Consider the following 24440-nt stretch of genomic DNA (forward strand, 5'->3'; position numbering starts at 1 on the left):
AGCGCTGGAATCCATCTTCCGCGACTGCGCGTCTCTAAGATCACCTTCGAGGCCAACGAAGCTTGCGAATATCCGAATTCCTATCCACCGCAGCGCAGATCCTTCGGCAAGCCGGCGTCGACAGCCCCCGATTGGAAGCAGAGCTTCTCCTTGCGACGGCGCTTGGTATCGAGAGGAAGAGACTTTTTCTTGAGGCGAACGCTCTGCTCACAAACGCCGAGGTCACAAAAGCGAACGAACTCGTCGAGCTCAGAGCCGCGCGTTTTCCTCTGCAATACATAACCGGGAAAATCGAGTTCCTCGGCCTTGAGTTTTCGGTGAGGCCCGGTGTCTTTATTCCGCGGCCCGAGACGGAGCTTCTCGTAGTCGAGGCCGGGGCGCTCCTGTCCGGACTTGTTTCACCCGTCGTTTTGGACGTGGGCACTGGGAGCGGAGTGATCGCGATCGCTCTTGCGGTCGGCAGTCCGACGGCGCAAGTTCATGCCCTCGACGTTTCGGCCAGGGCAATCGAGGTTGCCGGGACCAACGCCGTCAAGCACGGTGTGGCCGACAGGGTCTCTCTTCGCCTCGGGGATTTCTCTTCCGTAATCGGGCCGGAATTTACTCCGGGTACCGCGGACCTCATAGTGTCAAACCCTCCCTACGTACCGAGTTCTCAGATTCCCTCCCTCGCCCCGGAGATCAGTAAGCACGAACCGATCGAGGCACTCGACGGGGGACCGGACGGGCTCTTGTTTGTCCGCGCAATCCTCGGGTGGGCCGCGACTTTGCTGAAGCCGGGACGTTGGGTATTACTCGAGATGGGGGCGGGCCAAGCGGAAGCTGCAAGAGAAATCGCCACTTCAGTGGGTCTCGCAAACGTGCGAACAGTCAGGGATCTGGCGGGAATCGATAGGGTGCTTGTCGCACGAAGGGTGTAGGTCGAAGCCCGCAATTGCGGCCCCACAAGCGTTGTGCTAACATCGTGAGCCTATGACAGCCTGAATGCCCCGTTAGGATTTCGTTCTCAATCCGCGGAGAAATTGAAATGCAGAAAATAGTCGTCGAGGGAGGCAACAGACTCAGAGGAAAGGTCGAAATAGCAGGATCGAAGAACGCCACTCTGCCCATCATGGCCGCCACCCTTCTGGCTTCTGGAACAAGCGTCCTCACTAACGTTCCCTCGCTCAAAGACGTGACGACGATGAAAGAAATGCTGGAAACACTCGGGAGTAAGGTGTCTCTCAAGGACAAGAGGCTCGCGATCGACTCCAGCGGATGCGATTCGTACGACGCGCCGTACGAACTCGTGAAGACGATGCGCGCCTCCATCTACGTTCTCGGCCCGTTGCTTGCGCGTTTCAAGAGAGCCCGAGTCTCGTTGCCGGGCGGATGCGCGTGGGGCCCGAGACCCGTGGATCTTCACATAAAGGCGATGCAAGAGCTTGGCGCGCGCATAAGCATAGAGCACGGCTACATCGTGGCTGAAGCGAAGCAATTGAAAGGAAAAGAGATTCACTTCGAGATTTCCAGCGTGGGCGCGACCGGCAACGCCATGATGGCGGCGTGCCTCGCCAAGGGCAAAACGGTCCTTCACAACGCGGCGTGTGAGCCCGAGATAGAGGCCCTGGGTCTTTTTCTCAGCAAGATGGGTGCGGAGATTTCGGGGGCGGGGACCAAGATAGTCGAAATCGAGGGAGTCAAATCCCTGAGGCCCGCCCAGGCGGCGATTATTCCCGACAGGATTGAGGCGGGGACCTACATGGTTGCGGCGGCGATCACGAAAGGTACCGTGCGCATCGAAAACTGCAATCCCGCTCACTGTGCGTCTGTGATTTCCAAGTTGACCGAATGCGGCGCCGCTGTCATGCACGAGGATTCGGAGCTAGTCGTGTCCGCAAGCAGAAGGCCCGAGTGCCTGTCGGTAACGACGGCGCCTTACCCTGGATTCCCTACCGACATGCAGGCTCAGATGATGGCGCTCATGTGCGTGGCTCGGGGGACCAGCGTCTTTGTCGACAGCATCTACAAGGATCGCTTCACTCACGTGCCCGAGTTGAGGAGAATGAGCGCCGTTATAGAGGTCGAAGGAAACGTGGCCACCGTGAAGGGAATGCGCAAATTGAGCGCCGCACAGGTCATGGCCACTGACCTGAGGGCCAGCGCCGCGCTCGTGCTTACGGGGCTCGTGGCGGAAGGAAGAACGGAAATCTCCAGGATCTACCATATCGACAGAGGCTACGAGGCAGTCGAAAAGAAGCTTTCCAGCCTGGGTGCCAAGATCTGGCGCGAGGAGGAATGACGGGGGCCGACGGCCGATCGTGCGCCTCCGCCTGGTAACACTTGATGTCCAGAAAAAGCGTAGTCATAGGGACTGCAGGTCACATCGATCACGGGAAAACGGCCCTCGTGAGGCTGCTCACCGGTATTGATACGGACCGATTGAAAGAAGAGAAAGAAAGAGGCATTTCAATCGACCTCGGTTTTGCGCATCTTTCCCTTCCCTCCGGCATAGAGGCCGGGATAGTGGACGTGCCGGGGCATGAACGTTTCGTGCGAAACATGCTGGCCGGAGCCGGCGGCATCGACATCGTTCTATTCATCGTGGCTGCGGACGAAGGCGTGATGCCGCAGACTCTAGAGCATCTCAACATAGTCAATATACTTCGCGTCCACGGCGGCGTAGTTGCCCTCACCAAGATTGACCTCGTCGACGCCGCCTGGGTGGAGATGGTTCGTGCGGACGTGGCGTCGCTTGTCGCAGGCACGGTGCTCGAAAATGCACCCATTGTTTCCGTCTCTTCCACCTCGGGAGAGGGAAAAGAGCAGATTGTGAAGGCTCTCGATGCGGCTGCCGGCAAGGTCCCGGAAGTTTCGACTGCCGACTTTGTTCGGCTGCCGATTGATAGGGTCTTCACCGTCGAGGGGTTCGGGACGGTGGTCACCGGCACGCTCTGGAGCGGTCGAATCAAGGTCGGAGACAATCTGGAAGTAATTCCCCGGGACAAGAAGGTCAGAGTCAGAAACGTTCAGGTTTTTGGAAGAGACGTACCAGACGTGCTCGCGGGTCAGAGAGTGGCGCTCGCCCTGCATCCGATCTCTCGTGAAGAGCTGGTACGCGGAGACTGGCTTGTGACACCGGGGGCCGCGAGTCCCACGTCTATGGTTGACGTGAGATTCGAGTTTCTCAAAGATGCTCCCAGGCCCCTCAGGACCAAGAGCAGACTCAGGTTTCATCTGGGGGCGAGCGAAGTCATCGGCAGAATCTATTTTCTCGATAGGGAAGAGCTGAGATCCGGAGAGAGTTCGTTTGCGCAGTTGAGACTCGAATCTCCAGTTCTGACGGCGGAAAGCGACCGATTTGTGATTCGTTCCTACTCTCCACAGATCACCATCGGCGGAGGCAATGTCCTTGTCTCTCACAGTTCGAAGCACAAGAGTGGCGACACGGGCGCGGTCGATACCCTCACGCTCATCGAGCGCGGTTCTCCTCTGGAAAGAGTGGAGCACGCGGTCAGGGTTTCGGCAGAGAAGGGAGTGGACATTTCTGCACTTCCACGCCTGGCCGGCGTCGAGGCTTCGCGAGTGGACGAAGCCCTGCGGATGCTGAGCGAAGAAGGGAGACTGCACGCGGCCGGAAACGTCTTTCTGCATCGTGATTCTCTCCACGCGCTCATGGATGAGGTCGCCGGCTGCCTCAGGGAATATCAAGAACAACATAGGTCCAGGTGGGGAATGACGAAGGGAGAGCTCAGGAACAGATTCGGAAGAATCTCCGGCGACGTTTTTTCGAGCGTTCTTGATGGCCTGGTGGCAGAGAGGAAGCTCTTCGTCAAGGAAGACAAATTCAGAATGGACTCCCCCGGCTTCAGTCTTTCCGAGGAAGAGACTCGGCTCAAGAACCAGATCGAACAGAGGCTCGCGCAAGCCGGCTTCAACGTACCTTCCGTGAAGGAACTCGCGCCTCCCGAGAGGCAGCGTGAGGCCGGCGATCTCCTGCAGATTCTCGTCGAGGAGGGGAAGGTCGTCAAGGTGACGGCGGAGCTGTTTTTCCATTCGGCGGCGCTGACGGAAGCGGAAAAGCGCGTCAGAGAATTCCTCTCGAAGAACGAAAAACTCCAGGTCGCCGACTTCAAGGATTTGATAGGCGTGACGAGGAAGTTCGCGGTCCCGATTCTCGAACATTTTGACAGGAAGGGCATAACGAGGAGACAGGGAGACGTGAGGGTCGCCGCGGATGCTAGAGCGACGGGTCGAGGGTAGATGGTCGTGAAGAAAGAAGGGTCAACGCACCGTGGTGGGAGGCCGCTCCGCGGCGGGAAACCACTCCTGGAGCGCAGAAAATCGTTGCCCGTGAGAGTCGGCAACGTCATCGTTGGTGGGGGCGCCCCCATTGTTGTTGAATCAATGACAAAGACGGACACGCGCGACGTTGCCGCAACGGTAAGACAGATTCGCGCGCTTGAGCGGGCAGGTTGCGAGCTCGTGAGGGTGGCGGTGCCCGACCGGAGAGCCGCGAGCAGTCTGGGGAAGATAGTGTCGCGCTCGAGAATACCAATAGTCGCAGATATTCATTTTGATCACAGGCTGGCGCTCATTTCGCTTGAGGAAGGCGTGGCGGGAATAAGATTGAATCCGGGCAATATCACGAATCGAAAACGAATCGAAGAAGTGGTCCGTTCCGCCGCTTCCAAGAGAGTCTCCATCAGGATTGGCGTGAATGCCGGCTCACTTCCGAGGAGGCTCATCGCCCGCCCCGGTGGTGACGCCGTCCACGAGGCCATGGTAGAGAGCGCCGTGGAGCACATCGGCATCTTGGAGGACGTTGGTTTCAGAAGCATCATTGTGTCGGTCAAATCGGCCGACGTTGCCACCACGATACTGGCTAACAGGGAACTGGCATCTCGTGTCGATTACCCTCTTCACATCGGTATCACGGAATCCGGCACAATGCTTAGAGGTTCCGTCGTCTCCGCGGCGGGGATCGCGATTCTTCTTTCGGAAGGTATCGGCGATGCCGTGAGAGTGTCACTCGCGGCGAATCCCGGTAGGGAGGTCGAAGTCGCCTTTCACGTGTTGAAAGGCCTTGGGTTGCGGGCGGCGGGCCCAACGGTGATATGCTGTCCAACTTGCGGTAGATGCGAGATAGACATACAGAAAATCGCGGCGGCGGTTGAGAGAAAAGTGAAGGGTCTCAAGCATCCGGTCAGGATTGCCGTGATGGGGTGTGCCGTCAACGGACCCGGCGAAGCGAGGGACGCCGACGTGGGTGTGGCAGGGGGAAAGGGTGAGGGGCTTCTTTTCAGGAGGGGAGTGATCGTGGGCAAGGTCAAAGAGAAGGGGGTCGTCGAGGCCCTCATTGCGCTCGTGAGGCTTTTTGTAGAGGAGGAAACGCCTGGCGGGACAAGGGGTTGGAATCAATGACACTAGCGTCAATAGTCAGCCTGTTGCCGAACTCATCATTTTAGGCGTTGCATCTCTTGGTTTCTGTTATCATCTGGATTGTGGAACAGCAAAGTAGAAATAGGAAGCAGCTCATGGGTACCCTGGGAAGAGAGTTGGGTCTGATGATTCAGGGTAGTTTGGTGAAGATCAGGGCGCTGTGGCAAGCCGACTTGTGCGTGCGCACACGACCGCAGGCGTGGACACCGACGAAGTGCTCCTGCTGCAGGTATTCCAGGGAGTACTACGAACCGGCGAGTCTGGATTTATAGACGATCGTATGGTATTCTTTGCGGGGGTGCTTTTTGCAGGACACAAACTTCGATGTCTCAGGTCTTTCGTTAGTCTCAGCGCATTCCCTAGACGAGAAGCTGTTGCTCGACTTCTACGACAGGATGTACGGCGAACGAGGTCGTGCTCTTGCGCGCGTCTGGAAGTGGCTCAGTCGGCCCGGATTTCGCGATTGGGCTGGGCCTATAGTCGCCTTGCAGAACGGTCGGATAGTGGCGCACCTCGCGCTTGTGCCTTTCCGTCTTTCCTTTGATGGACAGCTTCGCGTTGTGATCCGGGGCGGTGATTTAGCTGTGTTACCGGAAATGCGAGGACAGGGCCTCGCGATTCGCCTCCTTAGGAAACGGATGGAGATCCCGACCTTGCACGTAGGGTGGCCGAACAAGAAAGCAATAGGCATATATTGGAAAACACAATGGAGTGAATCGCGAGATTCATATCTGCATTTCTATCTCTTGAGGCCGTTCGACCATCCGAGATTCATCGGTTCCATTTCCCCTGCGCTGCGCGGAATGCTTAATGCTCCGAGCAAACAGTTCTTAAGATTGCTCTATCGCCCGTACGCTTCCTCCGTCAAGGGCTTAAGCCCTGTGAACCCAACACTCGCTTCCGTGGCACGCTTGGTGACGAATTCCCCCGTCCCGAACGGGCTTCTGCAGTCGGTTCACGATGAAGAATATCTGAGATGGCGGTTGATAGAATCGCCAGAGGCCTCCAGGTACAAGATCTTCAACGTCGGTGACCTTGCTATGGCGGTGAAACTGTGCGAGAAGCGTGGCCACAAGTACATCGACCTCCTGTGTGTGCCCTCCGGCTGCAGCGGGCGCGACACAAGACTTCTCATTTCAACACTCGCAATCTGGGGCATGAAAGAAGGCTACTCGTACCTTCGCTATTATACCAACAGCAGAAGCGTCACGGAGTACTTGCGCCGGTCACTGTGGGGCATAGTGAAGCGTAGCGATTTTGTATTTCACTCTCCTGACCGAAGTCTCGCGGAGAAGCTGAGGAAGTCGCAATGGCATCTAGAGCTCATAGAAGGTGACTTCGAGGAGTTCTGAACTTGCATCCACTGAGTCTATTTGCCTCAACCAACCTGATACTTCTCTTCCACGCAGTGCCTTCAAAGGACTGGTTTGCCGACACTCTTCGCCGCGTCAGGCAGTTCTACAACTTCGTATCTGCTGAGGACATCGAGTTGTATTACTACGGTGGAGGGATCCTTGGCAACTCGTGTCACGTCACCTTTGACGACGGCAAGCGCACTGTCTACGAGAATGCGTTGCCAGTACTCAAGGACATGAACATCCCTGCGACAGTGTTTGTCTCACCGAGGGTCGTTACCGAGGGTCGAAACTACTGGTTTCAGGAACTAAGGATAATCAGATCCATCATAGGAGATGCGGAAGTCAAGGAGGCGATATGTGACTCGATAGGGTGCAGTCTCGCGGATATTCAGAAGTACCGTGTTCTTTCGATACTGAAGTGCATGAAGCTCGCTGATATAGCGAGCACGATCGACTCTCTCAAGGCAAGGCATGACATTAGGATTAAGGAACGGTTCAACATCAGCGTGGCCGAACTGCATGAGATGATTGATTCGGGCGTGTTTGCAGTCGGCGGCCACACGATGAACCACGCCATATTGAGCAACGAAAGCGAGGAAACCGCGGAGAAGGAGATACGCGAATCCCTCGAAGGACTCTCTCGAATGACCTCCTCGCGCACCAGGTACTTCTCTTACCCCAATGGTTCGAAGCTGGACTATGGAGAGAGAGAAATTGCTATTCTCGGACGCAATGATATCAAGCTTACCTTCGCGTACAACACGGAATTCTTTGGCAAGAAGAGCAATCCGATGTCCCTACCCCGAGCAGCGTTCGCAATATCAGGCAGCGGCGAGAACCCCGCGATAGTGCCCAAGATCTTGCTTGTGCCGATCTGGGAAGGAGTCCGGAGTCTTGTGAGACTTGGTCGGACCGAGGAACGGGAGAGGACTGAAATCAGAAGACATCTCCTGCTGCCCAGACACGGCTCGTCCTCTCACAGTGAATGATAGTTAGATGAGGATACACCCAGCTTGTTTCTGCTCAAGCCCCCGATTTCCCCACAATACCGTACACAATTCCATCCTGATTTGGTGTTGCTTCTTGGCCAAAGACGTGATATCATTATGTTGGTTTGGGGTCGGTACGTGTTGACGGCGGATAGTATTATTAATTAGTTCACTCACGACGCCGGCGGAAAAACCAGAAGGTCGCCCACGACGGGTGATTCTGTATACTTTTCTTGACCGCATTCTGATGCGAAGACGATTTTTGTTACTCTGCCTGGGTAACAACAGCGTAAGGCGACGTTGACGGTGGCAGGTCTCCGGAGGTTCATGATGCGTCTTTCAAGCGCGCGTGGCAGGCGTACGCCTGTGTTCTCGCGGCTGGCGAGACTTCTCTCTCCTCTCGTTTCCCCTCTTGTCTTGTCCTGGATTTCCCTCCTCCTGCTCATCCTTGTCGCCTCTCAGCCAAGGGAGGTCAGGGCAGATAGCGCGACCTGGTGGAACTACTCGTATGGGTACCGACAGCAGCTGACTATTTCCAACAATAGTACCTCTGTCCTGCCGGCCGGCTATTCGGTTTCTTTGTCTTTGGATCATTTCTCGCTGGTCGAAGCAGGCAAGTCCTTGGCCAATGGTAACGATGTCAGAATAGTCTATTGGAATGGCTCAACTCATACGGAGCTGGACCGAGTCAATGAGCTAGGCTGGAACACGGCAGGAACCAATGCTCAAATCTGGTTCAGGATCCAGGCCGACATTGTGGGAAGTGGCACGGATGACGGCTATTTTCTCTACTACGGGAACAGAGATGCAGGTGCGCCGCCAGCGGACAGGAAAAACGTCTACGAGTTCTTTGACAATTTCTCAGACTATGACACAAGACAATACGACACCTCGGTGCCCGGAACCACCGACGTGATAGGAAACGGAGACGAACAGGCTTGGAAGGTTCAGTCAGGGACCTGGAACATCGAGAACGATGCGCAAGCTGACGGGACAACGGGCAAAGTCCTCAGTAGCGATTGTGTCTCCGGGCTTTACGACTACGCTTACGTGCTGAACAAAAACTACGACAACGTCCTGGTCGAAGTGAAGATGAGAACTAAGAGTGGGGAGAATGGCGGGTATTGGCCCTTCGGCGCCCGTCTTGATACGTTGACTGGAGCCAACTACACCGCTTGGAGCTATGCCACTTACAGCAAGATGTTCCGGTACTCAAGTTGGTCGTCACCCACCGCTTTGGTTACGGGTACGACACGGTCGGGTATGAGCAACAATTGGCACACTCTTAGATTCACGCTGGACGGGACAAAACTCAATCTGTACTTCGATGGCGTCAGCTACGGCTGTTATGTGGAGGACGCGACTTTAACTTCGGGCACCATCTTTGCCGTGGGGTCTGCCAGCCGGAAGATGCACTTCGACGACTTCAAGGTGAGGAAATACGTGACCGACGAGCCAAGCGTTTTGGCCGCCGCGGAAGAGGAGGGCTTGGCAAGACCGATAGTCTCCTTGAACAAGAAATGGCGCCTGAAGGGCGATCTTCACACACCCACCGATCAATACGTCAGTTTCAGTGTCAGCTTCCCCGAAGGTGAAGGAATGACAGAGGCGCAGGGAAGCTACGAAATTCTCGAAGCAGACCTGAGCGGCGCACTCTCACGCACCGGTCCAACGAGCTGGGAAGGCCAGGCAGACATTTCGGGTCTGGAGACGGGGACTTTTCATCTGGTGGTCACAATAGGCGACGCGACCCAACAATCCAGCTCGGACCCGGCCGTTTTTCGTATCTCCTATCCCTTCTACCACGTCTGGACGATTGACTGGGAAGGGGGATACGTGCCCACGTTTCCCTATCTGGACAGCCTGGCTGCGCTGGCGGACGAGCACGAGATGCCTGTGTGTCAGTTTTTCAATCCGCGCATCTATGTGTATCCATATCTGGCTGAGTGGCAGAGGGCTCAGATGACGCAGTGGGTCTTGCAGAGGGCGCAGACCAGGGGAGACGAGATCGGCCTCCACCTGCACATGTACGCCGACTACGTGGAAGCCGTGGGCATCACACCGATCATGTCTCCTCACTGGGCTAATCATTCTGACGGGTACGACGTTCCTTTCGCCGCCTACGATTACGAGCAAAGCCTTGCTCTTCTTGACTTGGCTGTGTCGCTGTTTCAGGCAAAGGGTCTTGGTACGCCTTCGTCTTTCAGAGCCGGCGGCTGGTTTGCCGACGAAGAGAATCTGCAGGCGCTCTGCGAGCGGGAGTTCCTCATAGATGCCTCCGGGTGTATTTCCAGTACGACGGGCAGCCTTCCCAATTTATGGAGCCTTGGCGTCACGTCCCAGCCGTACCATCCCTGCCCGGAAGACAAGAACACGTCAAGCTGCCAGCCGGAAGACGCTAATCTTGTGCTCTTGGAGACACCGAACAATCTCGGCGTAACTAGCGGCACAGTGGACCGAAGACCGTACTTTAACGCGAATTATTCCGGCGCCCCTCTTGCCTCCGTGCGCGTCGGAGTGCTCCTCAGTCACGCCACGTCAGCCACCGGGGCCGAGGGGGCGATGATCGAGCAGTACTTCGCTCATGTTGATAGCTTCCTCTACGCCGCCGACAAGGGCGCCGTAGTATATGTCACACTAGCCGACGTGAGGGAGGCGCTTTCGGTTTTGCCTCTCGAGCCGCCAGATTTCCTGGGGCCGCCGGATCTTGTCTCGGGCGAACTCATCCAGCAGATCGGCGAGTCGTTCACTTTTCGGATTTACGAACCTGACTCTCTCGAGTTGGTGAAGTATCGAATCCAGATATCGCAGGCTCCCGACTATGACTACGACACTGGCATGGTTGTGGATTACGTGAGCGGACTCGACCCGCAAGGGACCTTCGGCTTTGCAGTGGGCCAGTCCGAGTCGACCGGCACCTATCATCGCGGGGCCGAGTGGCAGAGTCTCTCCCCTGGGTCTTACTATTGGAGAGTGATGGCGATTGATTCCGAAGGACACTACTCGCGGTGGAGTCTGGCCCGCGATGGCAACGTGGCATTCATGATCGAACAGCCGGAAGGTGTTGAAGGCGGACAGAATGCAAGCCCGGTTCCACTCGCTGTCAGTTTCTGTAACCCATCCGGACCGAGTGTATTCTTGAAAGCCCAAGTTCCCGTCGCGGGTAAAGCAACCTTGAGAATTTTCAACTGCTCGGGCAGACTAGTACGCACGCTGCCTCTGGACGGCCTTTCTGCCGGTGCGTCCGGTCACTACTGGGATGGGAAGAACTCCGAAGGGCTGTCGGTCTCGTCGGGCGTTTATCTCGTTGAACTGAGTCAGAGCGGACGGGCGGTGACCAAGAAGCTCGTGCTGGTGAAGTAAAGGTTTCTGCGTCGATCCCGACTGCGGGTCGGTTCCAATGAATAAACCATGCCTGTGAAGGTGCCGCGAGACGAGAAAAGAACACCCGAGCAACTCCGAGAGCATTATGTAATAGAGAAGGAGTTGGCACGTAGGCTGCGCAGCGCCGCGAAAGAGGAGAGGAAGCATCTATATACCGCGCTCTACGATGAGCTCTATCGGCGCGTGCCGCTGCATCCTCAGTTGACTCAGAAAGCTGACGCCCAGTCTCGGCTCCAGGCAGTATCGACACAGATGAGGCTGCTTGGACGTTACCTGCACCCCGATTCCATATTCCTTGAAATCGGAGCCGGCGACTGCAGTTTGTCGCGCGAAGTGTCCAGGCGTGTGCGCAAAGCCTATGCAGTTGACGTCTCAGAAGAAATCACCAAGGGCGAGAGCTTTCCCCAGAACTTCGAGCTGATCATATCCGACGGTTCCTCGATTCCTGTCCCCCGGGGTAGCGCGACTCTCGCTTACAGTCGCAGGCTGATGGAGCACTTGCATCCGGATGACGCCGTCGATCAACTCAAGAACGTTTACGTGGCGCTGGCTGAGGGAGGGAAGTACATCTGTATAACGCCCAATTCGCTCTCGGGCCCGTACGATATTTCAAGGTATTTCGATGAAGTGGCGACAGGATTTCACCTCAAGGAATATACTTTCACCGAACTCGACGAGCTCTTCCGGAAGGTTGGATTCTCCAGGATAGACGCCTATGCCGGAGGGCAGGGCACGTACGTCAGGATCCCGCCATCCGTGATTCTGCGGTGCGAGAGGATTCTTCGGAGGTTGCCGCCTTCACTGCGAAGAACGATAGCCAGTACGCTGCCTCTGAGGGCCTTGCTCGGTATAACAATGGTCGGCACGAAATAGTGCGTGGGCAGGTGAGCAAGGCTTGTCGGGAAAGGTCCGGGAGTGTTGAGCCATCAGGGTGGGGTCGATTTCGGTTTTCGCGGCGTGACCATCAGAAACCTCTCGCGAGCACAAGTGGCGAGGCCCGGGCGCGCGCCTCTTGGCTTGTGCACATATTTCTTCTCGGTGTAGATGACCGGCACACCCGAGGAGGTCCTTCCCTTGCTGAAATAGGCCGCAACGGAGGCGGCCTCTTCTATTGCCCTGCGCGACGGCGCGGACTTTCCCTTCTTCTTCAGCACCACGTGCGAACCCGGCATGGCCGATGCGTGAAACCAGAGGTCTTCGGGCTTTGCCAGATGGTGGGTGACGTAGTCGTTTTCCTTGTTGTTCCTTCCAACAATTATGGTCATGCCGTCTGAAGTCTCGAAGGTGCGAGGGTTGAACGTGGCCCCGGATTTCACCTCGGCTCCGGGTTTTCGCGCAGCCGTTGAACCGCGCACTCGCCCGGAGAGTCGGTCCAATTCGCGAGAGACTCTTTCGGACTCCTCTGCGTCAACCTGTTCGGGAATGTCTTCGCTGAATTCCTCAATTACCTGGAGCGAGCGCTCCACGGAGGCAGCTCTCTTCTTCAAGAGAGCGAGCGCCCTCTCTGCCTTTCTGGCCTTCTTGAAGTACCGCTCGGCGTTATCCGTGAGAGAAAGCGCGGGGTCGAGCTTGACCTTGACCAGAGACTGTCCGTCCACGTGAATGTCCTTGAGTTCGACAAGAGTGCTCCCTCGTCTCAAGGTTCCAAGATTGGCAAGGATCAGTTCTCCCGTCCTTCTGAACTCGTGAGCTTGCTCGGCTGACGAGAGATCTTCCAGAAGTGAGGCCCTCAGCCTGCCCAGTTTGTCTGAGAGAGCTGCTGCATGCTCCTTGAGTCGCGCGGCAGAAAGGCCCCTGTACCAGCGGCACAGCCCGAAGAACGAGAAACGCACGGCCTCCGACGCCGCCGGAAAGCACTTGAGAACACTTGTGGCTGCCGGCGTTGTGTCAGTGCTCCCCGGTTCTGTCTCTGTGAGCGAGGGTCTTGTCTTGACATACACGGGCAGCAACGAAGGGGGTTCAATCAGGCCTGACGCGGCAATCTTGCCTGAGCGCCGAGAATGTTCGTCCGGCCGAGCAGCGGTTTCCATGACCGCGGGGCAGAAATGCCTGTCTGGTTCGGCAAGAGCTTCCCCGAGCCCTTTACGTAAGTCTTCCGGCGTGAGGCGTCCGCATGAATGAAGATATTCGATGACACCCTCGGCAGCGTGCGGACTAAGCCCCTTGAGTCGCCGCGAAAGGGCGAGACACAACTCTCTGCGGCCCGCCTCCGAATCAGCTCCTTCCATCAGTGTGTGCAGGGCGTTGAGTGAGAGTTCTCCAATGCTAAGTTTGTGTTCTTGCGAAGGAGGCGCGTACTTCTCTCCGGGCCGTAGAAGAATGCCGGCCGAAGACGTTGTCCCCTCGCGGCTACAGGCTTCTATCGCATTTCCATCACTCCTTACAAGAACTGCGCTGGGCCTTCGGCCGAAAAGTTCAAGCCAGAGCGAGAAGAGGGGCCGGTCCTTGTTTGAAGCCGCGGCAAACTCTATCTTCACCACTCTGTCTGCGTCGTGTTGCTCCAGGGCGTGGAGAACGGTTCCGCGCAGTCTCTCCGACGCCGACTGGACGAAGCCCTCGGGCAGAGTCTCGGCGGGCGTACTCAATACGAGTCCGAGTGCCGGCGCCTCGAGGGAAAACAGTGCGGGAAAGCGCGAGGCGAGACAAATCACCAGCAACGAAGAGGTGTCGTGCCCCTTCTTTTCTAGCTCGACGGCGAAACTCATGGGCGCCAGACCGGTGACGGCCTTCACGGTCGAGCCCAACAATTCGTTCGAGAGTTCCTTCACGAGCAAGGCCAGGATCAGGTTTTCCATTCGGTCTCTCTTCTCGGCGAAGCAATGTCGCAAATCTTCAGGCCGTGGAATCAAGCGACCCGGGTACGCCGCCGCTTGGTTTACCAAAGCAGTCTATCAAAGCCGCGGTTCGGTGACTAGTCCCTGTCTCAAGATTGCGCGCGAGCCGAGCCGTTCACGTGGCAGTCTGACACGGACTCCGAAACCACGCGGGAACTCCACGGCCAACTTTCGGATTGACACGTGGCTCCACGTCTCTTACAGTAAGTAGGTCGACGCTTTGCGAGAAGTTGCCGCCGCGTGCGAAGTGGGTGCGTTCCCGGCTCTCCTCGTGAGGCCCACGTTTTCTGCTATCATAGGCCTCTCCTTGGAGTTAACCTCCGATTGCGGGTGCGACGGTACAGGAGTCTTCGGCTCAAGTCTTCCAGTCTGAGGGAGCACGACGAGCCCGGGGAGGAAAGCTTCTGTGATTAGAAGCATGACTGGTTTTGGCAGGAGCGAGATTCAACGCCAAGGCGTTCTTCTCGTGACCGAAATCCGTAGCGTGAACAACAAGTTCTGCGACGTTTCCTTGAGGTTGCCGAAGTGGCTCGCGCACTTTGAGCCCAAGGTGCGCGCCCTCGTTCAACAGAGGATACTGAGAGGAAAGCTTGCCGTCTTCGTCACTTGGAACGGAGACGACGGCGATCTTACTCTCGGCCTCGACGCTAACGCGGCTGACAGGTACTTTGGCCTGCTAAAAGCACTCAAGGAACGATATAACCTTTCCGGAGAGATAACCCTCCAGATGCTCATGAGTTTTCCGGACCTCTTGTCCCCCGAAAAGGGACCGGCCGCAGACGAAATGGGCTGGAAGCTTGTGGAAGAAGGAGTGACGAAAGCCATCGATGACGTCGTCTCCATGAAAGAGGCGGAAGGGAAGAGTCTGTCCGAAGACCTGAGGGCTCGGGTGAACGTTCTTTTGGAGTACGTGGCCAGGGTAGAAAAGAGAGCACCCGTTCGCGTCGGAGAGGCCAAGGAGAAACTTCGAACCAGGCTTTCCGAATTGCTAGGTCGGGGAGAGATACCGGAAGATCGGTTGGCCCTCGAGGTGGTTATCTTCACCGACAAGCTGGATTGCACCGAAGAATGCGTCAGACTCAGGGCGCACGCGAAGCAGTTCGTCGCACTGATCGATGGACCCGAGTTCGCGGGGCGCAAGCTACATTTCCTGCTTCAGGAAATGAACCGTGAGGCCAACACCATCGGCGCCAAGGCGGCGGACGTCGAAATCGTCAACGAAATTGTAAGCATCAAGGACGAGATAGAGAAACTCAGAGAACAGGTGCAGAACGTAGAGTGAGAGCCCAGGCATAACAAGGGCCGTTGGAACGGGAGCCCGGGCCTCCCGGACGCTTGAGTCAAGTGGGTAGAAGTATTATCCTTCCTGAAGGGAAAAGTAAGAACGTTGCGTTTCCCGTGGTCGTCTCCGGTCCCTCGGGAGTCGGCAAGACCTGCCTTTGCCGTGGGGTCCTTGCGGATTGCGACGACGTGGCGTACTCGGTTTCTGCCACGACCAGGAACAGAAGGGACAACGAAGTGAACGGCAGGGACTATCACTTCGTCGAACCCGATCGCTTCAGGGCAATGGCTCAGGCAGGCGAACTCCTTGAATGGGCGGAAGTGCACGGCGACCTTTACGGAACTCCTCGCCATTCCGTGCTGCCCTTTCTTGCCCAGGGCAAACTTGTGATAATGGACCTGGACGTTCAGGGAGGACTCAGTATGAGGAAAGTGTTCCCTGGCGGTGTGTTCGTGTTCGTTGTGCCTCCCTCATTCGAAATTTTGGAGGAGAGGCTGAGGACGAGGAGGACGGAATCAGAGGACGCGCTTGAAACCAGGCTACGAAACGCGCGCGAGGAAATGAAGTTCAGAAAGCATTATGACTACATGGTAGTGAATGACGATCTCGATGACGCGCTCAGCCGACTGAAGAGCATCATCGCAGCAGAGAAGTGCTCGATGCAGAGGCTTTTCCCTTGCGACGGGGAAGGCGTGGCGTGAGAGACGTTTGGTCGAAGGGCGGGATGGTTTCTCGGAGTGAGACGTTATGAAGGACAAGAGAAGCAAGGATAAGGCACGCAAGAAGGAGGAAGATCGGATGGAAGCTTCCGGCGGGAACACGGTCAGTTCCTTTCCGAACAAGTACGAGGCGGCAATAATCGCGGCAAAAGAGGCCAAGCGCATAAATGAGATCATGAAGATCTCCGGAGAAGACCCGAAGGTAAAGGTCACACTTACGGCCATCGACAGAGTGGCGAAAGGAAAAGTCAAGTTCGCGTACGGAGAACCGGAGGGAAGGCGCTAATGAGCCCGGCCGACCAGTCGGTGTTGAAGGGGAAACGAGTATTACTCGGAATAACCGGCAGCATTGCGGCTTACAAGGGAGTCGAGCTCCTGAGAGAGCTTACCAAGCGCGGGGCGACGGTCACCGTGTGTATGACCAGGGCGGCGAGGGAGTTTGTCACCCCTCTCACGTTCGAGGTTCTTTCCGGGGGGAGGGTTCTTACCGACCTCTTCGGAGGTTCCGTGGAGAATACCGCGGGCCTCGGCCCGGAGGGAGCGCCTTCGGCGGTTCAGCACATCGAAGCGGCCGCAGGCTCCGACCTGATTCTCGTGGCTCCCGCGACGGCCAACATCATCGGAAAGGTTGCCGCCGGAATCGCGGACGATCTTCTCAGTTCTATTGTCATGGCGGCCGGGGGCAAAGTCCTTCTTGCCCCGGCGATGAACGTGCGCATGTGGGAAAACGAGGTGGTTCGGCAGAACGTAGCGAGGCTCCGCTCGCTCGGTTACAAGTTTGTGGAACCCGAGAGCGGAGCTCTGGCGTGCGGCGAGAAGGCGAAGGGTAGGCTGGCTTCAGTCGAGACCATTCTTAGAGAGGTCGAGCTTGTCCTTGGAGGAACGAAGCCTCTTTCCAACGTCAACGTGCTGGTTACGACGGGAAGAACCGAGGAGCCGATCGACGACGTGAGGTATATCTCAAACAGATCGAGCGGAAAGATGGGTCACGCGATTGCCTCCGCAGCGAGAGACATGGGAGCGAGGGTAACTTTGATAAGCGGCCGTGTCTCGGTGGAATCTCCCCGCGGAGTCAGGCTCGTGAATGTCAGAACCTCCGCCGAAATGAGAAAGGCGGTGCTGTCGAGCGTTCGCAATGCCGACCTTGTGATTATGGCGGCGGCGGTGAGTGATTTTGCTCCTGCGAGTGTGGAGAGAGGCAAGATACCGCGAAGCGCCGAAGGTTTCACTCTCAAGCTTCGAGGGACCAGAGACATCCTCGGCGAGTTGGGACAGAAGAGGGGGAAGGAAGTTCTAGTAGGTTTTGCGGTCGAAGTGAAGGATGAGCTCGAGAGGGGCAAAGCAAAACTCAGGAAGAAGAATCTGGATCTCATAGTCGTCAATAATCCTCTCCTGAAGGGAGCGGGCTTCGAAGAAGACACAAACATCGTCACGATGATCGATCGAAGGGGAAGCGTAGAGAGACTCCCTCTTCTCCCCAAGTACGAGGTGGCGAGAGAGATTCTCAAGAAGGCGCTGGCGCTCAGAAAGAAGAGATGAGGTTGCACTGAGAGAAGAAGGGGCGGTCGCGTGAAGGAGCTTGATGGGTTCACAAACGTTGTTTCTGCAGCAAGAAGCTACTTCCAAACGCGTCTCGCCGCGGGAGAAGACTCCATCGTGTTGAGCTTGGCGAAGGGACGCCTGCGGAACGCAGTCAGATCGCCCGAAGAGGCGTTGGTTAAACTTCAGAAAAAAGTCGCGGCGTGCAAGAAATGCCCGCTTCACAGAACAAGAACAAACGTGGTTTTTGGAACGGGAAGTGGGAAGACGGGCCTCGTATTTGTGGGCGAGGCGCCCGGCAGGGACGAAGATCTTCAAGGAAAACCCTTCGTCGGCAGAGCGGGGCAGCTTCTCACGCGGATAATAGAAGCCGTCAAGCTTGATCGCGAAGACGTCTACATAACGAACGTCATCAAGTGCCGGCCGGAGGGTAACAGGGACCCCTTGCCTCAGGAAATAGAACTCTGCTCCGTCTACCTCGCGGAGCAGCTTGAAATCCTGAAGCCAAAGGCCATCTGCGCACTGGGACGCTTCGCCGCCCAGGCCATGAGCGGACTCAAACTCTCAATGGCAGATTACAGGAACGAGAGTCTTTTTTACGGGGGGACTAGAGTCATTGCAACGTATCACCCGGCTGCCTGCCTGCGAAACCCCTCTCTCAAACGGCCTGTTTGGGAGGACGTCCAGAAGCTCATGGAAGTGTGTAAGAACGCGTGAGAACGGTCCGTGACCCTCGGGCAACGTGCGTTACAGGGAACATGCTCTGAACACTGATCACGAAACGAATTCGCAAGCGGAGAAAGCACGATGAAAGCTCAGGAACTCGACACAACGCTGGGTAGGGTGCCGCCGCAATCCATAGAGGCCGAGCAGAGTGTACTCGGTGCGATGCTCATCGATGCAAATGCCGTGGGCAAGTGTCTCGAGCTCATCAAGGAAGACGGTTGTTTCTACCGCGAAAGCCACAGAAGGATCTTCCGCGCCATCACCACCATCCATGACAGGGGAGAACCGGTAGACCTAATCACGCTCGGGGAAGAGCTCAAGAAGAAGGGAGAGCTTGAGCAAGTGGGCGGCGCTTCGTATCTGGCCTCACTCTTTGAAGAGGTGGGCACCGCCGCAAACGTCGAGTACTACTGCCGCATAGTCTTGGAAAAGGCCACTCTCAGAAAACTCATTGACGCCGGAACGACAATCGCGACCGACGCTTACAGCTCGAAAGAAGAGTCGGTTTCGATTCTCGACAGAGCCGAGCAATTGATATTCGGGATATCCGATACCAAGATGAGGCGCGGCTTCGTGGCCCTTCGCGACATCCTGGGACACAGTTTCGAAGTGATCCAGGAACTTTACGACAAGAAGAAACATGTCACAGGAGTGGAGTCAGGCTACATCGAGCTCGATTCGATGACGGCCGGCTTTCAGTCCTGTGATTTCGTGGTCGTCGCGGGGCGGCCTTCAATGGGCAAGACCAGCCTTTGCATGAACATAGCCGAGCACGCCGCGATCAGGTCCAAGGTGCCGGTGGGAATATTCAGTCTGGAAATGTCCAGAGAGCAGGTGGTCTTGAGGATGCTCTGCTCCGAGGCGCGCGTGGATGCGCACAGACTGAGAACCGGATATCTCAAGGAAGCAGAGTGGCCTCTTCTGACTACCGCCGCGGGCCAACTTGCAAAAGCCCCCATTTACATTGACGATACACCCGCCATGAGCGTGCTCGAGATGCGCTCTAAATCCCGCAGATTGAAGACGGAAGCGGACGTGGGACTCATAATCATCGACTATCTCCAGCTCGTCAGAGGTTTCGGCGGCGCCGAGAATAGACAACAGGAGATCTCGCAGATTTCGAGGGCGCTGAAAGCTCTTGCCAAGGAGTTGGAGGTGCCGGTGATTGCTCTTTCGCAGCTTTCGAGAGCAGTCGAGTCGAGAGGCGGAGACAGAAGACCCGTGCTCTCCGACTTGAGAGAATCGGGTGCGATCGAACAGGATGCGGACGTTGTGATCTTTATCTACAGACCGGAGGTCTACGAGCGTACGGACGAAAACAGGGGTAGAGCGGAGCTCATCATCGGCAAGCAGAGGAACGGCCCGATAGGCACCGTAGGCCTCACGTTCATAAGTGAGTACACGCGATTTGAAAGCATGTCCAGGCTTCCCGAGGAGCCCTTCTAGTTGCACCAGACGCACGCCGGCAATCAACCGGAGGTCGGCAATCCTTGAACGGTAATCACACGCTTGTTGGGGCCGAGGCTCTCGGCAAGAAAATGGTAGGAGGCGTGGAGGAGATCGGCAAGGTCTTTCTTTTTCTGCTCACCATACTGAGAGCCACACCGGGTTTCTGGAAGAAGGGACACTTGGTTGTCGAGCAGATGATGGCAATGGGCATAGAGTCTTTGCCGCTTGTCCTCGTCACCTCGTTGTTCACGGGAGGCGTCGCGGCAGTGCAGGCGGCGTACCAGTTCCAGGATTACGTACCGATGAGATACCTCGGCTCGGTCATCGGTAAGAGTGTTGTGATCGAGCTCGGCCCCGTTCTCACCGCACTCGTAGTGGCGGGCAGGGTGGGAGCCTCCATCGCGGCCGAGCTGGGCACGATGAAAGTGACGGAGCAGATAGACGCTCTGGAGACGATAGGCATAAGTCCCATAAGATACCTGGCGGTCCCCAGATTCATCGCAGGAATGGTAATGCTCCCGGTGGTGACGATTTTCTCTGATTTTCTCGCCATCGCCGGAGCATACGCGGTCGCGTACTTCTCTCTCAACGTGAGCTCGAACGTTTTCATGGAGGGTCTGCGACTATTCTTTCACCTGCAGGACGTGTTCGGTGGACTCGTGAAGAGTCTCTTTTTTGGCGTCGTAATAGCCACGATGGGTTGCTACTTTGGGTTTAACGCCGAGGGTGGTGCGGAAGGCGTTGGGCGGGCCACGACGAAGGCCGTCGTGGGATCCTGCCTGCTCATACTTGTGCTCGACTACTTACTTGCCTCATTACTCTTCAGAGTAATATTCGCGTGACAGTGACATGATAGTAATTGAGAAATTGGAAAAGAGTTTCAACGGGCAGCGCGTACTGAGAGAGCTCGACCTGACGATCCAGTCTCGAGAATCGCTCGTCGTCATAGGCAGGAGCGGATGCGGCAAGAGTGTTCTTCTCAAGCACGTCATAGGGCTCATGCGGCCGGACAGCGGGCACGTCTACATCGATTCTGATGATGTGACGGCGATGAGCGAAACCGAGCTTAACGTACTCCGAAAACGATTCGGCATGGTCTTTCAGGGTGCGGCCCTCTTTGATTCTCTCACGGTGGGGGAAAACATTGCTCTGCCTCTTCGAGAACACACTACTCTTTCGGAAGACGAGATCCTGGACCGCGTGAGGGGAAAGCTCCGATTGGTGGGGCTGGAGGGCATCGAGGCAGCAAGTCCGGCCAGCCTGAGCGGCGGCATGAAAAAGAGGGTCGGCCTCGCGAGAGCCATAGCCATGGATCCTGAGTTCGTCCTTTACGATGAACCGACTACGGGGTTGGACCCGATAATGGCAGACGCAATAAACAGTTTGATAAGGACCCTGCAGAAGCAGCTTTCTATCACGTCAGTGGCAGTGACGCACGACATGAGAAGTGCCTACAGGATCGGAGACACGATCGCAATGCTGCACGACGGGAAGATAATATACAAGGGCACACCCGACGAGATCCGCAAGTGCGAAGATCCCATAGTGTGCCAATTCATTACGGGGAACGCATCCGGTCCGATGTCTCAGTCACAGGAGACGAAAAATTCCATGGGTAACAGGAGGAGTTGATGGACAGAAGAGGAGCAGAGCTTAAGGTCGGGATAGCCGTGATATTTGCTCTCGTTGTCCTTGTCGGCGGGATCATCTGGATAAAGGGTTTCAAGATTGCCAGCCAGAGCTATCCCGTCAGGATAGCTTTTGACGAGGTGGGTGGCCTCGGTACGGGTGACCCCGTGACAGTGCAGGGTGTGACCAAGGGCTCCGTCAAGAACATAGAACTTGGGAGGGCACTGGTGTACGTGGACATTTCCATGGACAAGAGCATCGTAATAACCAACGACACACAGTTTGTCATCAGGAACATCGGCCTCATGGGCGAGAAGTACGTGGCGGTCAAGCTCGGGAAGTCTCAGCAGAAGGTTCGAGAAGGCCAGATTCTTCGCGGCGCGTATGAGAGTGGAATCCCCGAGGTGGTCGGCGAACTCGGCGTGGCGCTCAAAGAATTCGAACGGACCGTGAGCACGGTACGCAACGCGGTGGAAGAAATCGAGACGGAGGGGGAAGTCAAAGCAACCTTTGGAGATCTGAGAGCCTTCAGTTCTGAGATGAGAGGTACGATCGAGGAGAATCGAGACAATCTTCGCGCCGCCATAGAAGACATGAGATACGCAAGCGGAAAGCTCAAGGAGTTTGCTCAAGTGAGAGGGCCCGAGATTGACAACATGGTTTCGAGACTGACCACGACGTCGGAGAGCATAGAGGAGCTCGTCGGGCAACTCGAGAAGTTGAGCAACTCGATGGAGCTTGTCCTCAGGAAAGTAGAAAGGGGCGAAGGCTCGCTCGGGAAACTTGTGAACGACGAGTCGTTGCACAGAGAGATGACGGCCACGCTGGAGGACACGAGAGCTCTCATAGCCGACATAAAGCTGCATCCGAAGCGCTATTTGAAAGTCAGTATTTTCTAAAGAGGGCCCGCGCCCTCTCGCGGCAGGATATTTAGAGAGATGAAAGTCCAGAAGAAGATAGTCTTTGTTTGCCAGAATTGCGGTTACGAAAGCGGGAAGTGGTTCGGGAAATGCCCCACCTGCGGCGAGTGGAACTCCTCCATCGAGGAGGAGAGAAGAAAGACTAGAGAAAAGTGGGTGGAGGGCGGCATCGCCCTGAAGCAACCCAGGCGTCTCGAAGACATTTCTGACTCGGAAGTCGAGAGAATTGCCACTGGGATCGACGAGTTCGACCGGGTACTGGGCGGTGGCCTTGTGCACGGCGAGCTCGTGCTGGTTGGTGGTGACCCCGGCATCGGAAAATCCACGCTCTTGCTGCAGGCGCTAAGCAAGCTGGTCGAGAACGGACAGGCCGGCTTCTATGTTTCCGGCGAAGAGAGCGAAGCGCAGACGAGGATGAGAGCTCGAAGGCTCGGCGCGCTTGCCAAGGATCTGTACGTAAGTTGCGAGACTGACGTTAGCGTGATCCTGAACCAGCTTTCCGAGCTCAAGGTGGCTGCTGCGGTCATCGATTCCGTCCAAACGGTATACGATCCCGACCTCGACGGCTCTCCTGGGAGCGTGGGCCAGATCAGGGAATGCGGCCTCAAGTTTCTGAATTTCGCAAAGGCCCATTCCACCGCCATTTTTCTCGTAGGACACGTGACGAAGGAAGGCGCCGTGGCGGGCCCGAGAGTGCTCGAGCACATGGTGGACGCGGTGCTCTATCTCGAAGGAGAAAGGTATCAGAACTATCGGGTATTGCGGGCGGCCAAGAACAGATTTGGCTCGACAAACGAGATAGGCGTTTTCGAAATGGACCAACGCGGACTCAGGGAGGTGACAAATCCCTCCCGGGTCTTTCTTTCCGAGAGAGACTCGGGTGTTTCCGGTTCCGTCGTGGTTAGCAGCATAGAGGGAACAAGGCCTTTGCTGGTCGAGCTTCAGGCTCTGGTGTCGCGCTCTGGATATGGTTTTCCTCAAAGAGCGGCCACGGGCTACGATGCCAGGAGGCTTTCGGTACTCCTGGCGGTGCTCGAGAAAAGAATGGGGCTCAGGTTGGGTTCCATGGATGTTTTCATAAACGTGGCCGGCGGGATAAGGCTTGACGAGCCAGGCAGCGATCTCGGACTTGTTGTCGCAGTCGCTTCCAGCTACAAGGACACACCAGTCAAGGCTCACACGGCGATGGCCGGGGAAGTCGGGCTCGGCGGTGAAGTAAGAAGAGTGTCACAGATCGAGCAGAGGGTCAAGGAGGCCGCAAAGCTTGGATTCGAGAGAATAATCGTTCCCTCCGGCAATGTTTCCGACGTCAGTTCGATCAAGGAAATCGAAATCGTGGGTGTGGACGACGTGAGAGGTGCAATCAACCGGACTTTGGAGAAATCGAAAGTTGAAAAGAAATCCTGAAGTTGCCGCATCTTTGAGACGTCGAGAGCTGAAAGACCGTTCCGGAGTGGCTGCGATTGTGGTGGCCGCCGGCGCCGGGCGAAGGATGGGTACAAAGCGCGAGAAGGTCTTTGTAACGCTCGGCGGGAAGCCTCTCCTCTTCTACAGTCTCAAGGCGCTCGAAGTCTCGCCGGAGATAGAGCGGGTAGTGATAGTCGTGAGGAAGGAGTCTCTTGAGGAATGTCGCGAATTCGTCAGGCGTTTCCGCTTCAAGAAAGTGCAAGCCATCGTGGCTGGAGGCAAGAGAAGGCAGGACTCGGTGGAGAATGGTCTGAGATTCGTCGGAGAGTCCAGATTTGTCCTCGTCCACGACGGAGCGAGACCATTCCTCAGCAGGCGGCTCGTGTCGAGAACTGTCGCGGCGTGCAAGAGGGCAGGCGCCGCGATTGCTGCGCTCCCCGTAACGGACACCCTGAACAGGGTGAGCGGAGGCGCGATAGAGAGAACACTCCCCAGAGAAAACCTGTGGTTGGTCCAGACACCTCAGGTTTTCGGAAAGAAGATCATCGAAGATGCCTTTCGGCGCTGGCCTCGACGCGTGACCGCCACGGACGACGCTTCCATGGTGAAGAAGAGTGGGAAGCGGGTCACCGTCGTGGAGGGGGATTCGTTCAACATCAAGGTCACGTTCCCCGGCGATCTTGCGCTTGCCGAATCGTTGCTTCGACTGAACAGGAGGCCGTGGGACTAGCCTTGAGCGATCCCGGTAGCGGTCTCAATAAGAGCTGCGAACCTTAGGGCGGG

Annotated in this window: 21 protein-coding genes; 20 read left to right on the forward strand and 1 reads right to left on the reverse strand. The window is 56.5% G+C overall.

Annotated elements, in window-relative coordinates; genetic code table 11:
* The first annotated feature begins 62 nt into the window (after positions 1-62).
* The 9 genes from prmC (at position 63) to NTX17_01700 (ending at position 12025) form a co-directional block, all read left to right on the forward strand.
* Positions 63-920, forward strand: a complete 858-nt coding sequence (gene prmC / locus NTX17_01660; GenBank protein MCX5800087.1) for a peptide chain release factor N(5)-glutamine methyltransferase — start codon at positions 63-65, stop codon at positions 918-920.
* Between the two features lie 107 nt (positions 921-1027).
* On the forward strand, positions 1028-2281 hold the full coding sequence (gene murA, locus NTX17_01665; GenBank protein ID MCX5800088.1) for a UDP-N-acetylglucosamine 1-carboxyvinyltransferase: 1254 nt from the start codon (positions 1028-1030) through the stop codon (positions 2279-2281).
* A 44-nt stretch (positions 2282-2325) separates the two neighbouring features.
* On the forward strand, positions 2326-4242 hold the full coding sequence (gene selB / locus NTX17_01670) for a selenocysteine-specific translation elongation factor (protein MCX5800089.1): 1917 nt from the start codon (positions 2326-2328) through the stop codon (positions 4240-4242).
* Between the two features lie 66 nt (positions 4243-4308).
* Positions 4309-5403: a flavodoxin-dependent (E)-4-hydroxy-3-methylbut-2-enyl-diphosphate synthase gene (gene ispG / locus NTX17_01675; protein ID MCX5800090.1), complete on the forward strand. Its 1095-nt coding sequence runs from the start codon at positions 4309-4311 to the stop codon at positions 5401-5403.
* A 113-nt stretch (positions 5404-5516) separates the two neighbouring features.
* On the forward strand, positions 5517-5693 hold the full coding sequence (locus NTX17_01680; GenBank protein MCX5800091.1) for a hypothetical protein: 177 nt from the start codon (positions 5517-5519) through the stop codon (positions 5691-5693).
* Positions 5694-5816: 123 nt separating this feature from the next.
* Positions 5817-6773 carry a GNAT family N-acetyltransferase gene (locus NTX17_01685; protein MCX5800092.1) on the forward strand — a complete coding sequence of 319 codons (957 nt, stop codon included), beginning with the start codon at positions 5817-5819 and terminating at the stop codon, positions 6771-6773.
* A 2-nt stretch (positions 6774-6775) separates the two neighbouring features.
* Complete coding sequence (locus NTX17_01690; protein ID MCX5800093.1) at positions 6776-7768, forward strand: polysaccharide deacetylase family protein; 993 nt, start codon at positions 6776-6778, stop codon at positions 7766-7768.
* Between the two features lie 330 nt (positions 7769-8098).
* Positions 8099-11131: a hypothetical protein gene (locus NTX17_01695; protein MCX5800094.1), complete on the forward strand. Its 3033-nt coding sequence runs from the start codon at positions 8099-8101 to the stop codon at positions 11129-11131.
* Between the two features lie 123 nt (positions 11132-11254).
* Positions 11255-12025 carry a methyltransferase domain-containing protein gene (locus NTX17_01700; protein ID MCX5800095.1) on the forward strand — a complete coding sequence of 257 codons (771 nt, stop codon included), beginning with the start codon at positions 11255-11257 and terminating at the stop codon, positions 12023-12025.
* A 53-nt stretch (positions 12026-12078) separates the two neighbouring features.
* On the opposite strand, the gene NTX17_01705 is transcribed toward NTX17_01700, so the two are convergent.
* Positions 12079-13947, reverse strand: coding sequence for an NFACT family protein (locus NTX17_01705; GenBank protein ID MCX5800096.1), 1869 nt, complete (start codon positions 13945-13947; stop codon positions 12079-12081).
* Positions 13948-14392: 445 nt separating this feature from the next.
* Between NTX17_01705 and NTX17_01710 the strand changes: the two genes are divergently transcribed.
* The 11 genes from NTX17_01710 to ispD all read left to right on the forward strand — a co-directional run bounded on the left by NTX17_01710 (position 14393) and on the right by ispD (position 24387).
* Positions 14393-15268: a YicC family protein gene (locus NTX17_01710; GenBank protein MCX5800097.1), complete on the forward strand. Its 876-nt coding sequence runs from the start codon at positions 14393-14395 to the stop codon at positions 15266-15268.
* A gap of 62 nt (positions 15269-15330) precedes the next feature.
* Positions 15331-15969, forward strand: coding sequence for a guanylate kinase (gmk, locus tag NTX17_01715; protein ID MCX5800098.1), 639 nt, complete (start codon positions 15331-15333; stop codon positions 15967-15969).
* A 46-nt stretch (positions 15970-16015) separates the two neighbouring features.
* Positions 16016-16273: a DNA-directed RNA polymerase subunit omega gene (locus NTX17_01720; protein ID MCX5800099.1), complete on the forward strand. Its 258-nt coding sequence runs from the start codon at positions 16016-16018 to the stop codon at positions 16271-16273.
* Positions 16273-17526 carry a bifunctional phosphopantothenoylcysteine decarboxylase/phosphopantothenate--cysteine ligase CoaBC gene (gene coaBC / locus NTX17_01725; GenBank protein MCX5800100.1) on the forward strand — a complete coding sequence of 418 codons (1254 nt, stop codon included), beginning with the start codon at positions 16273-16275 and terminating at the stop codon, positions 17524-17526. The genes NTX17_01720 and coaBC overlap by 1 nt, the downstream gene beginning before the upstream one ends.
* Before the next feature lie 30 nt (positions 17527-17556).
* The gene (locus NTX17_01730) at positions 17557-18243 is read left to right on the forward strand and encodes a uracil-DNA glycosylase (protein MCX5800101.1); all 687 of its coding nucleotides are present in this window, start codon (positions 17557-17559) and stop codon (positions 18241-18243) included.
* A gap of 90 nt (positions 18244-18333) precedes the next feature.
* Positions 18334-19698: a replicative DNA helicase gene (gene dnaB / locus NTX17_01735; protein ID MCX5800102.1), complete on the forward strand. Its 1365-nt coding sequence runs from the start codon at positions 18334-18336 to the stop codon at positions 19696-19698.
* A 44-nt stretch (positions 19699-19742) separates the two neighbouring features.
* Positions 19743-20543, forward strand: a complete 801-nt coding sequence (locus NTX17_01740; protein ID MCX5800103.1) for an ABC transporter permease — start codon at positions 19743-19745, stop codon at positions 20541-20543.
* A gap of 7 nt (positions 20544-20550) precedes the next feature.
* Positions 20551-21333, forward strand: coding sequence for an ABC transporter ATP-binding protein (locus tag NTX17_01745; GenBank protein MCX5800104.1), 783 nt, complete (start codon positions 20551-20553; stop codon positions 21331-21333).
* Positions 21333-22229 (forward strand): MlaD family protein, encoded by an 897-nt coding sequence (locus tag NTX17_01750; GenBank protein MCX5800105.1) that lies wholly within the window; start codon positions 21333-21335, stop codon positions 22227-22229. Before NTX17_01745 ends, NTX17_01750 begins: the two co-directional genes overlap by 1 nt.
* Before the next feature lie 39 nt (positions 22230-22268).
* Entirely contained in the window at positions 22269-23657 is a 1389-nt protein-coding gene (radA, locus tag NTX17_01755) for a DNA repair protein RadA (protein MCX5800106.1), read from the forward strand.
* Positions 23641-24387 carry a 2-C-methyl-D-erythritol 4-phosphate cytidylyltransferase gene (gene ispD / locus NTX17_01760; GenBank protein MCX5800107.1) on the forward strand — a complete coding sequence of 249 codons (747 nt, stop codon included), beginning with the start codon at positions 23641-23643 and terminating at the stop codon, positions 24385-24387. Before radA ends, ispD begins: the two co-directional genes overlap by 17 nt.
* The last annotated feature ends 53 nt before the right edge of the window (positions 24388-24440 follow it).

Source organism: Candidatus Eisenbacteria bacterium, assembly GCA_026388185.1.
Taxonomy (GTDB): Bacteria; Eisenbacteria; RBG-16-71-46; order JAFGJU01; family JAFGJU01; genus JAPLKG01.